The following is an 11,999-nucleotide window of genomic DNA, read 5'->3' as shown; positions in this document are numbered from 1 at the left end:
GATTCATAGTAGGGTTGATTCATAGTAGGGTTGATTCATAGTAGGGTTGATTCATAGTAGGGTTGATTCATAGTAGGGTTGATTCATAGTAGGGTTGATTCATAGTAGGGTTGATTCATTGTAGGGTTAATTCATAGTAGGGTTAATTCATAGTAGGGTTGATTGATAGTAGGGTTGATTGATAGTAGGGTTGATTGATAGTAGGGTTGATTCATTGTAGGGTTAATTCATAGTAGGGTTGATTCATTGTAGGGTTAATTCATAGTAGGGTTAATTCATAGTAGGGTTGATTCATTGTAGGGTTAATTCATAGTAGGGTTAATTCATAGTAGGGTTGATTCATGAATCAACCCTACAGGACATCGGGGGGGTAAGGGAATAAATTAGGGGAAGTCCAGATATTCTTGTTCTGTTAGTGCAAATTCTGGATCAATGATTTTTACCTCATTATAGGTGAGTTGATAGAGTTTGTAAACTAATTTGTCTATGGCATCTGTGATTTTGGAAATATCAGCTTTTTCGTCTGCATTTCTTATTGAAATAATCTCTTTCACAAGTCGGTTAAGTTCTTTGTTGTTGGTGTCACAAAGGGGCGAGTTTCGTAAATAGATTGGTTTTATTTCATAATCGAAATATCTCTTTGAATAAAGCCAATTAAAAAGCTTAGAATTTAATATACCCAAAAGACCTTCAAGTGAATTATTACCTTTTAAAATTATGTTTGAAATTCTATTGAGGTTATATTTTTTGTCATAATCAATCGAAGCAATTATTCTTTCCTTTAGAGAAATATTTCTTGTCCGCACAATTAATATTTTTGGTTCTGTAAAAAACTTTTCATCTGGCAAAGTTCTACCCAACTTGCCTTTGCTTTTTACAAACTCTTTGTCATACATTATGTAGCCTTCTGTCTTGATATTACCATATTTTGATACTCCCGTTCCTGGAACCATTGGATGGTATCTTTTATCAAGTTTTGTTTCTGATGTTAACTCGTCTTTTATATAACCTGTATTTATACCGACCCCAAAGTCATAACCCGTTTCAATTTTTGGAAAATTTGAGAGTAGTTTATTTACAATATTATATTCTTCGTCATTTAGTAAATAGTCAAATACTAAAAACTCATTTGACAAAAATCTATCCTGTTTCAGAGTATATGCTGGAGTTGTAGCCACATCAATTGGTTTTTGCGGATTAATTACGCTTGTTTTTTCACCATTGTATTTTAACTTCTGAAGAATATATATTGCAGAGTCTACTGTAGCTTCTTCAAACACTGAACCACCAAGCGGAACAATATTTTTAAGTGTGGAATTTTCTAAAAGAAACTTTCTTGTTTTGTCGAATGATGTTTGAAGAAGGAAAGATGAGTTAGTAATTAAAGAATTAAAGCCATTCTGTTTGGTGATTTTAAGTGATTGCTCAATGAAGAACTTATACAATTCATAATTACCTGATGTATTATAAAAATTACTGTTAAAATATTCCTTAACATTCTCAATGTCAGCATTTCTATAAATATAAGGAGGATTACCAATTACTATATCAAACCCAACAAAATCACCATCATCATTCAACACTTCCGGAAACTCAAACCGCCATTCTAAAGCATTATCATACAGCTTACCGCTTTCAATATCTGCAATTTCAGCAGTTAGCTTATCAATCTCATTATTTAACTTAGTTACTTTTTTCTCCCGCGCTTTTTGCTCCGTCTTAGTCTCCTCAAACAATAAACCCTGATTTTCCAGATTATAAAGTTCCCCTTGTAATTGACGTAACTTCACCTTCTTAGGATTACCGATTAATAAATTGGAACTAAAACCAGCCTTAATCTTAGCAATCAGCGTTTCCATCTCCCGCTTTTGTTCCTTATTTTCCGCATTGCGATAAGTCTGTACAGCATTGCGATATTGCTCAATACTAAACTTCTGCTTCTGTAAAACCTGTTTAACATCCACATCCAACCCAAACCGACTAATCAAAGAATTACCACACTTGATATTAATATCAATATTTGGCAAAGTTTCTAAATTGCCATCCTCGCGATAATAAGCATTCTTTAAAAGCTCAATCCATAACCGCAAGCGACAAATCGTCACGGAATTAGGATTAATATCCACCCCAAATAAACACCCCTCGATAATCGTTTGCTTCTCATGAAATAAGGCTTGCTGTACCCGGTGCTTTTCTTTATTATTCGGATGATAAGCAAATAAACTCCCCTCATCATCGTAAACCAATAACTTATCATTTCGCACCTCTACCCGATAATCTTTTAGCGACTTACCCGAACTATCTAATAAAACCCGTAACTCACTCTTAATCGCGATTATCTCATTCAAAGCTGAAACTAAAAAATGTCCCGAACCCACCGCCGGATCGCAAATCTTCAGGCTATTAATAATAGTATTCGCCTCTCTTTTGTCCTCAATTCGTTCATATAAATCATCTAAAGTTTGACAATTCCAGCCTTTTACTTCATTAAACTTCTGCGCGATCGCTCTTCGTATCGTTTCCCGACACATATACATGGTAATAAAACTCGGCGTATAAAAAGAACCATCTTTATAACCATTAATCTTTTCAAAGATTAACCCCAACACCGAAGCATTAATTAACTTTTCGCTATCTTCTTGAGGATTTTCTAACTCATCTCGATCGAATTTATAAGCATCCAAAAACTCAAACAAATAAGCCAACGCATTTAACTCGCCTACTCGCTTATTACCCTGATTATCTTTTAGCACCGTCGCTGTAAAAATGGGTAAAGTTCGCTCCCGCAAATTGCCAATAAAAATCGTTTGCTGTTCCGTCTCCGTTGGTTCAAATAGCGAACTATTTAAATAAGGTACATGAGCAAAAGTCGTTTTAACCTTAGCCTCGCGCTTGTTTGTATCCCTAGCTAACACATCAAAAAATAAACTATCGAGATCATCATAACTGGGAACTTTCGCCAAATTGAGAAAGGCAAAATCTCGATCGCCTTGATGATATTTAATTAATTGCGCTTCCAATAGTTTGAGAAACAAAACCCGATTAATCCAATTAATTGATAACCGCAACGCCACATTATAAAGCCGGTCCTCATCCGTAGTTCCAAACTCTTCTGGATTTTTTAATTGTGCAATTTTATCTAAACTATCCAACCGACTAATCGCATTTTCAATCAGGGAACCATCACAGCGATCGCCTTCTTTCATTCGTCCGATTAACTTCTTCCCTTTATCCTTAACTTCCGTCAAACCGATAATATACAAAAGCTCATTATAAAAAGGCTTATTTAAAGTATTACTGTCATTAACAAAAGGTAACTTAAGTAAATGTTCTGGCGAAAGAATCTTGTAGATATCAAGCAAATCTAAATTTTCCTGTTCTCGCAGATCAAAATGAGTAAATTTAATTTGCTCAATAACTTTAGTGATCGCTGGTTCGGCAATTTGTTGATAGAAAAAATCCGTTTTCGTACTACTCAGTCTCCCGGCTTCAAAATCGCCAAACTGGTTAACTAGAGCCTTATTAGCAAAAAACAACTCCTCAAAAATCTTGCCATCGAAAATAAACCACTCATAAATATTTGTCACGATTAAGTGTTTAATCTCAAGATTTTTATCCGTCACCCTTTCGCGGAGAAAATATAAAACTAACTGCTGAAAAGCCTTAGTATTAAGATTATCCAGTCTTGGCATTTCTGCATTTATTGTCCGAGTAGGTTTCTTCGTCTCAAAAATGACCCCCACTGGACTTTTAACATCCTGGTTATTATGAATAACCAGATCAATGCGCTCTTTTGTATTGATAAAATAGCGATCGGTATAATAGGTATTTTTAAAAAAATCTATCAGCAAATTTTTATTAAACTCTTCCGACTTTTTGCTGTCACATTGCTCCAATAAGCGCGTTAAATTAGCTTGAAAAACCTGAATTGTTTCAGCATCAGGCTTGATTTTTAAGTACACCCGATTTAAGGCTTGTTTGAGTTCTCGCTTATTGACAATCATAAAAGTTTACCTCTAGGGAAACTACCGATTAATTTTATTATAAGTAGGGAGGCACAATTATTTGTAGGATGGGTTAGCGGTAGCGTAACATGATCTGGCGTTGGGTTTCATGCTTCAACCCAACCTACGTTCTACCGATTAATTTTATTATAGCATTGCCAAATAATCGGTTAAAATAGAAGAACAAAAGTTGCAATCGAGGTCAATCTGTCGAAGCCAGGAATTTCTAACAGCAATGGGGAAATAATCCCCCGTCACAGCCTAACTTGATGGGGGGAGTATGTCACTGTTGTAATGCTTTTAAGAAGCGTCCCATAGTGGCAAATAAACCCGACTTTTTGGCTTTGTTAGCAGGATTAGAACTATCATCGGGATTATTACTAGAAGCTTTCAGAATCAGATTTTCTAAAGCTTCGCCCATGGGTTTAGTGGATTGTTCAGAAATTAACTCGTAACCGTCTTCTTTTTCGAGCCAAACTTGCCACAAGGAAGGATAGGAACGATAAACGATCGCTGATTCCAAGGGACGAAAATAATAACAACTTTCTAGGATACTTAAAAATCTTTCTCGCAATTGTCGGGCTGCGTAACCGATACCCACTACCGATACATCTTCCAATTGAGGAATTAGAAGAACTACGGGGCGATCTTCGGCAAGGTAACAGAGTTTTTCTACGGAATTAATCTCAACCGAGGAGGGACAAACAACTAAAAAAGCTTCATCTTCGGGCTTAATTTTGTTTTCGACAGGAATAAAACGACTACCTAAATCTCCCAGTTGAAAAACTGTTTCTCCCCAATCCCGTCGGGCTAACATGGCGGCTCCAGTATCGGGAAAAATTACCCTTAAACCAGAACCATAACTGTCAAAAATAGAGGCAAAATCAAGGGCTAAAGCTTGTGCTTGTAGAGCAATTTCTGGGATAACTAATTCCACTTGTATGCGTCTAGCTCCCGATTCTAGAGCCAGTTGGGTGGCGGCTTTCGCTTGCATGATTGTTTCTTCTAGGGAATTGGGTAGGGTCATTTCAGTTATCAGTTATCAGTTATCAGTTATCAGTGACTACCTCTGGTCGTCGGGGGCTTAAAATCAGAAAGATTTTAATTTTTATAAAAGGTAGGGTTGATTCATAGTAGGGTTGATTCATAGTAGGGTTGATTCATAGTAGGGTTGATTCATAGTAGGGTTGATTCATAGTAGGGTTGATTCATGAATCAACCCTACCCTTAATAGATGAAGTGTGAGAAGACTTGGCATCATCCCCAGCATTAAGATAAATCCTATAAAATACTTTTAGTTTTTAAGAAGAAAGTCGGTAATCGGGGAAAAGGTGAGGAGAGAAAGCTTAGGAAAGCTGATAGGAGCCGTGACGTTGGGCATAATAATCGAGAATTGCCGTGACTAGAGTGCGATCGCTTTCCTGAAAAGTCTCGGTATAGTTAATTTCTAGACTACCGATCTGACTTTGATGATAATCGAATTGTTGGAACTGCTGGGGAGTGAGATGGGTTTCCACACCCTGAACCTGTTGTAAATGGCTGGCTAATTCTCGATAGATAGCCAAGGGCATTTGCGGATAAATAATGGTTTGTTTTTGTTGAATAGCAATCGATCGCACGGGTTTTATTCTCCTGATTCGGGAATATTATAGCTGATCGAGGCTTGCGGTGCGGCCGGTTCGGGTACACCATCCCCTAAACGACGGGTAATAGTTCGACCGTATTGTTCTAGGACAATATAGGGATTATCGGGATTAGTATCGATCGCTTTAACTAAAATTAAACCATTAGAGAGGGTAGAACCGGGGATAACTCGACGTTCCGTGGCTTCTCCCGGTGCTTTCACGATCGCCATAGGAGTGGTAGGTAACTGGACGATGCCCGATACTTGCACTTCTTCCGCTTCCGTCGGTTGCGGTGGTGGCGGCGGCGCTTTAACTATCGGTCCTCTGGGAGTGGCACGATTACCTCCGGGTGCAGGTGCGGCTGCGGGACGATTACCTCCGGGTGCAGGTGCGGCTGCGGGACGATTACCTCCGGGTGCAGGTGCGCCAGTGGCCGCTGGAGTCCCAGCTGGGGGTTTTTCCGCCACTGTAATTGTAATATTTGGTTGTAGGGGAAAGGGAGCAAAGGGGTCCCTGCGACCGCGATTAATTTCCGCCCGTTTTTGGTCAGGATCGGTAGCAGGAATCAATCCCGCTACCCTTAGGGGGGTTGGTTCGGTAGCTGGTTGTACAGCACCGCTAAAGGCGGGTGGTTGGGCAGCCGGGGGACTGGGAGAGGGGGTGGGGGTTTCTTGGCTGGGTGGTGGGGATTGATTAGCTTGGTTAGAAGCTGGACATCCCACCAACAATAAAGCGACACTCCCCACCGACAGTATTAGCGGCAATTTTTTCATAGGGAAACAAAGACAAAATGGCCCGGTCGGACAACCTTGGATAATAACATAACCTATCTTTCCCAGAAATCTAGGCTGATTACACGGGGAAAGTCAGGAACTTTGCCCCGCTAGTCCAGTTTTAATACTGACTACCGGATTTACGATGACCGATGGCGGTGACACCGTTACTATCCAAAACTTGACCCCGCTCGACGGTGGCATAGACTAACCAGCGATCGCCGCAGAGTTGTCGCTCTTTCACCGTACACTCTAGATAGGCGAGACTTTCGCTTAAAATCAGACAGCCATTTTCCCCGACTTGGGTTTCTAATCCCGTAAAGACATCACCGCCAGATTTGATGCGATTGGAAAAATGGCGGCGTAAATTGCGCCCTTCCTTGAGAATATTCAAGGTAAAGGCGGTTCCCGAGTTAATTAGACGGTCGGCGGCTTGTTCGTCGGCAACGGCGATAATTAGCCCCGGGGGGTTAAAACTGGCTTGGGATACCCAAGAGGTCAAGAAACCAGCATGATCCTCGCCCTGACGAGTGGTGAGAACAGAAAGGGAACCGACGATCCGGCCAACGGCCTGGGCAGTGCGATCAATTTGTGTTTCGGTCATTCCCTGTTGGGGAACCCGCAATTTTTTGGTTTTTTTCAAGGCCCTGGCGAAGGTTTCTCCGGCTAAATAACCTGCTTGTAAACTGCTTTCTGTGGGGCTAAAACGCACGCGCAAGGATTCAAAACCGAGGCAATAATTGGCATCTTTGAGTTTAGTTTCAATTAAATCGACAGCTTCCCCACTCCAACCGTAGGAACCAAAAACCCCGGCTAATTTAGTTTTTGCTGCCGTGGAAAGAACGATTCCTAAAGCAGTTTGGATCTGGGTAGGAGCGTGACCGGCTAAGGTGGGAGAACCGATAATAAATCCGTCACAATTTTCGATCGCTTGACTAATTTCGGCGGGGGTGGCAAACTCACAATTTATTGATTCTACGGCCAGATCATTTTCTAATAATCCTCGTTCGATCGAGCGGGCCAGGGTGGCAGTATTTCCGTAGGCAGAAGCATATAATAAAGCCACTTGTAGGGGTCGAGTTTTTTGTTCTTGACACCAATAACGATAATCGTGGGCAAGACGACTAAAACTATAACGAATTATCGGACCGTGGGCGGGTGCATAATATTGGGCGGGAAATTCTTTAATTTTGTCGAGTGCTGTTTCTAACGCTTTAGATTGCACGGCATGGAGACAATCAAAATAATAACGACGATCTGCGTCTAATTCTTTCCAATTTTTATCCCAAATATCGTCACTGCACAGATGCACACTAAAGAATTTATCGCTGTATAAAATTTGGGTTTTTTGGTCAAAAGTGCAAATTCCATCAGGCCAGCGCGGCGTAGGGACATTAATAAAACTGAGTTGATGACCTTGCCCCAAATCAAGAATTTCATCGGTTCGTATGCCCAAAATTTGGGCATCGGGAAAGGCATTTTTAAGGGTATTGACGGCAGCTTTAGAACAGAGGAGGGTGATTTGATGGGTGGCGGCTAATAAGGCCTTTAAAGTGACGATACGGTTGGGATTAACGTGACTGAGAATCAGATAATCGAGACGATGTAAGGAGATATATTGACGAATTTCTTCTAAATAAATTTCCGTGAAGGATTCTCCAGGGGGATCGATTAAGGCGGTTTTATCGCCACAGATAAGATAGGAATTAGCGGTGGTTCCCCGTTGACGAGCATATTCTATTTCAAATTTTAATCTGTCCCAAGTACGGGAGCGAAAAACCCAAGTTTTATCGGCAATTTCTGCGGTTTGAACATCGCGGGAGCGATTATTAATAGCAGGATTGGGAATTAAGGTATTAGTGGTCATAATTGTTAAGTTGGGTGTTGGGTGTGGGGTGTGGGGTGTGGGGTGTGGAGTGTGGGGTGTGGGGTGTGGGGTGTGGGGTGTGGGGTGTGGGGGGAGTGAGGTTTTAGAGTTTTAGTTGAAATTACTCTATATCCCCATTACCCTATTCCCCCATTTTCCTATCCCCTTCTAACTGATAACTGATAAATGATAACTGATAACTGATAACTGACTAAATTTTGCTGTTTATTTCAGTTAATTCTTTAACTAAATGTTGACGATAACGCTCAGAAACTTTTTGTTCAGGATCGATACCTTCAAAGGTGGGAGGAAGCCAAACTCTTAACACCATTAATGTACCGAGAACTATTAGAAAAGCACAGGCAGCTAATACTTGTGTCCAATTAGTTTCTAGGACTCCTCTAACAATTAATTCTCGCAAAACCGAGACGATAGAAACTTCCACGGCAACACCGATAGAAACTCGTTTTTCTTGCAAATAAATAATTAACAATCGGAACAATTCTACTAGAATTAAGAGGAATAAAATATCGGCGGTAATAATCCGAAATTGAATCGGTGGCAGCAGAGACATAAACATTTCTCTGACTTCTAACACCATGAAGCTAAATAAACCGATACAGAGAGAAATGACAATTAAATCTTGAATCATTTCTAAGACTTGCACTACTCGCACCATCATTGGGGAAGGGTTTTTAATTGGTTCGTACATTTTATTTCTCCTAAGATTGATAGAATTGGGTGTTAGCTGTTGGGGGGATTTTTCAGTGAGCAGTAACCAGTAACCAGTAATCGGTGAACTGATAACTGATAACTGATAACTGATAACTGTTAATAATGGTTGCCAACTTTGCGATGATGGACAGCAGTTAAGACATCTAAACGGGCAACTCGTCCGGTATTAACGGTACAATAAACTACCCAATGATCGCCGCAATCTAAACGACTGGTGACTTCACATTCTATGTAAGCTAAGGCATCCGCTAAAATTGGTGATCCATTATTGGCAGTATAGGTTTTAATGCCTTCAAAACGATTGGCACCGGGAGAGAAACGCTTGAGGAAATGTTTCATTAATTTCTGGTAATTATCCTCAGCCAAAACATTTAAAACAAAGGTATCGCTAGGCTGTAAAAAGGATACCATTGCCCGATCTTTAGCCACTGCAATCGCCACACCTAAAGGATTTAAACTTGCTTGTGTCACCCAAGAGGCAATCATGGCACTAGATAAATCAGCTTTTTGGGAAGTAATTAGGTACAATCCGGTGCTAATACGTCCTAGAGCCTTTTCTAAGTCGTTATTAATCGATTTAATTTGTTTAATCGTTTTTTCTCGGCTTAACCATTGACCGAGGTCGGTTCCTGCTTCATCGGCAATCAAATCGAGGGATTGATTGGAATTGTCTTTAACTAAAAGAGGAGGAAAAGCTTCGATCGCCCCGATTTCCTGTAATTTATTTCTTAAGGGGAAAATTGGTTCATCTTCCCCACCTCCTGACTCAAATAATCCCACCGCTTGTTTGCCATTAATTGAAGCAATAATCGTGCTTAAAATCGTCTGGTTAATCGGGGAAGATTGGGGAGGCATTCCGATGATAACTCCCTTAGATTGATTGATCAATTCTCTGACTTCGTGGGGATCAGCATTATTCATATCGACTAATTCTGTCACCACATCATTTTTATTCAAACCCTGACTGATCATAGTAGCTAAATGTTCGCTTTGTCCGTAATCTTGGGTAAAGAATACAGTCACTAAAGTATCAGCAGAAGTTTGTTCTTGACTCCAAGTTTGATAGCGTCCCACCCAATCAGAAATATGGTGTTTTAATAGGGGGCCGTGACCGGTGGCAATGAGATTAATCTCAAATTTCTCGATCCTTTTAATTGCCCCTAAAACCGAACGAGCATTCGGTCGCATCAGACAGTCATAATAGGTTTGAAAATCGCCTTCTAGCAGGTCTTTTTCTCGATCATAGGTTTGATCATCACAAAAGTGCATTCCGAAGGCATCACAGGTAAAAAGGGTGGCAGTTTTAGCATCAAAAGTGAAGATAGTATCAGGCCAATGAAGATTAGGGGCCGCAACAAATTCTAAAACATGGCCATTACCTAAATCTAAAGTATCACCACTTTTAACTATTAACTGTTTAAAGGGTCTGTGTACCATGTTTTCGAGGAATTGCATGGCAACTTTTGCCCCCACCACGGTAACTTCTGGGACTAATTCTAAAACTTCTTTGACTAAACCACTGTGGTCGGGTTCGGTGTGACTGATAATTAAATAATCAAGATGATTGATGTTGATTAGTTTAGTTAATTCATCCAGATAAAGGCGATCGAATTTGCGGTGAGATGTATCAATGAGAGCGGTTTTTTCCCCTTGAATAACAAAAGAGTTATAAGTGGTACCGTTTTCTAAACCAAATTCGATATCAAAGCGATCGCGATCCCAATCCAAACAGCGCAGGGTAAAAGTATTTTCGGCGATTTCTTGGATTTGTGTGGTTAAACGGCTGGTTTTAGCGGGTTTTGGGGTGATTAAAGCAACCATAATTTCTATCTCCCACAGGATTTGATTCGGAACTGCATTTGCTTAATTCCTATGGTGACTTGCTTTCAGCGATTTGTAAAATACCAATTACTAAAGTAAATGATTAGTTAGATTTATATAGTTTTTTATCTATGATTACGGATATTAATTTGCGTGCCGGCCCTGCCGAATCAAGATAGGATACTAAATCCGGTTATTAAAGACTGATTATTTATTGCTCCTCTTGCCTATTGCCTCTTGCATGAGTGCCTCTCCTCATAACTAGCCTGTACTCAACGGATTTGTGCGAAACGTTTAGGCATGAAATAAGGTTGAAATACCTGAAATAACCGCCTAGTAAGGTCTTAGGTCAACCCTGACCAACCTTATAACTGTTTATATGTCCCGACGTTTAGTATCACATCGATACCAAACTAGGCAAGGGGACTCAAGGTCAATACACTTTGTAACAATTATCTACAATTGCTACAAAGGTGAGAGTAACGGCGATAGCCACCCCCAGATTCAGAAGTCACAACTCTGGAACTGAAGCGGGGAACGGAAGGCGAGAGATGTGTTACCTAACATCCATACCGAGACCACTGCCAACCATCCATGATTAGGCGTGAGCCAAATGTCCGACCTGAACCATCGTTATCATTGAGTAGTGAAATAGGTTGACACACTGCGTTCAAAAGAACAAGGGGAAAAGTAAGGGTTTTTGAATCCACACCCACACAGACCTTTAAAGTACCCCGGTGGATAGGACAAATCTAAAGATGGAATGCCCATATAAACGGAACGTAATAAACCCTTTTAGGCTCTGAGTATCGGTCGAAATACTCAGTAGTAATAAGTGTAAGCGCAAGCCTTCAAGGGTGTGAGATGTAACCAAAAGCCAACGCCTGACAGTAATAGTCAGAATATGCTAACAGGTTACGGTTTGATTGTAAGGATAGAGTCTAGTAGGAGTCTATATGACGAAAGCGAGAGAAAGTAAAGGGTTCGGGAAACCGAAAACCACTAAGACTACGAATGTATGGAAAGCTATCAATTGGGCGAAAGTCCAAAGATACGTTTTCAAGCTCCAAAAGAGGATATACCAAGCGGCTAAATCGGGACAGGGTGCAAAGGTTAGAAAGTTGCAACGTCTATTAGTGAAATCATACTACGCTCGTCTATTAGCAGTACGCAA

8 protein-coding genes are annotated in these 11,999 nt (G+C 40.4%); 1 reads left to right on the top strand and 7 read right to left on the bottom strand.

The features are described 5' to 3' along the window. Positions 1–383: 383 nt before the first annotated feature. The 7 genes from EWV66_RS15615 to EWV66_RS15585 form a co-directional block, all read right to left on the bottom strand. Positions 384–4,004, bottom strand: a complete 3,621-nt coding sequence (locus EWV66_RS15615) for a type IIG restriction enzyme/methyltransferase (protein WP_287109201.1) — start codon at positions 4,002–4,004, stop codon at positions 384–386. A gap of 283 nt (positions 4,005–4,287) precedes the next feature. Further along, positions 4,288–5,031 (bottom strand): DUF1995 family protein, encoded by a 744-nt coding sequence (locus EWV66_RS15610; RefSeq protein WP_052278051.1) that lies wholly within the window; start codon positions 5,029–5,031, stop codon positions 4,288–4,290. 319 nt (positions 5,032–5,350) lie between these two features. After that, on the bottom strand, positions 5,351–5,623 hold the full coding sequence (locus EWV66_RS15605; protein ID WP_002763300.1) for a hypothetical protein: 273 nt from the start codon (positions 5,621–5,623) through the stop codon (positions 5,351–5,353). A gap of 5 nt (positions 5,624–5,628) precedes the next feature. Next, positions 5,629–6,402, bottom strand: a complete 774-nt coding sequence (locus tag EWV66_RS15600; protein WP_052278052.1) for a hypothetical protein — start codon at positions 6,400–6,402, stop codon at positions 5,629–5,631. A 121-nt stretch (positions 6,403–6,523) separates the two neighbouring features. Next, positions 6,524–8,269 carry a diflavin flavoprotein gene (locus EWV66_RS15595; protein ID WP_287109199.1) on the bottom strand — a complete coding sequence of 582 codons (1,746 nt, stop codon included), beginning with the start codon at positions 8,267–8,269 and terminating at the stop codon, positions 6,524–6,526. Between the two features lie 211 nt (positions 8,270–8,480). Continuing rightward, entirely contained in the window at positions 8,481–8,981 is a 501-nt protein-coding gene (locus EWV66_RS15590) for a phosphate-starvation-inducible PsiE family protein (protein ID WP_002763297.1), read from the bottom strand. A 119-nt stretch (positions 8,982–9,100) separates the two neighbouring features. Beyond that, positions 9,101–10,825, bottom strand: coding sequence for a diflavin flavoprotein (locus tag EWV66_RS15585; protein WP_052278054.1), 1,725 nt, complete (start codon positions 10,823–10,825; stop codon positions 9,101–9,103). A 956-nt stretch (positions 10,826–11,781) separates the two neighbouring features. Here EWV66_RS15585 and EWV66_RS15580 point away from each other — a divergent pair. Continuing rightward, the coding region (locus EWV66_RS15580; RefSeq protein ID WP_287116005.1) for a reverse transcriptase N-terminal domain-containing protein at positions 11,782–11,999 on the top strand (218 nt) is incomplete at its 3' end.

Origin of the sequence: Microcystis sp. M_OC_Ca_00000000_C217Col (genome assembly GCF_007095585.1) — a bacterium.
Classification (GTDB): domain Bacteria; phylum Cyanobacteriota; class Cyanobacteriia; order Cyanobacteriales; family Microcystaceae; genus Microcystis; species Microcystis panniformis.
This window is presented reverse-complemented; position numbering and strand designations above follow the sequence as displayed.

Bases quoted from the DNA above. Each gene is read 5' to 3' on its own strand.
- EWV66_RS15615 (WP_287109201.1), bottom strand. From the start codon at position 4,004: ATGATTGTCAATAAGCGAGAACTCAAACAAGCCTTAAATCGGGTGTAC.
- EWV66_RS15610 (WP_052278051.1), bottom strand. From the start codon at position 5,031: ATGACCCTACCCAATTCCCTAGAAGAAACAATCATGCAAGCGAAAGCC.
- EWV66_RS15600 (WP_052278052.1), bottom strand. From the start codon at position 6,402: ATGAAAAAATTGCCGCTAATACTGTCGGTGGGGAGTGTCGCTTTATTG.
- EWV66_RS15595 (WP_287109199.1), bottom strand. From the start codon at position 8,269: ATGACCACTAATACCTTAATTCCCAATCCTGCTATTAATAATCGCTCC.
- EWV66_RS15590 (WP_002763297.1), bottom strand. From the start codon at position 8,981: ATGTACGAACCAATTAAAAACCCTTCCCCAATGATGGTGCGAGTAGTG.
- EWV66_RS15585 (WP_052278054.1), bottom strand. From the start codon at position 10,825: ATGGTTGCTTTAATCACCCCAAAACCCGCTAAAACCAGCCGTTTAACC.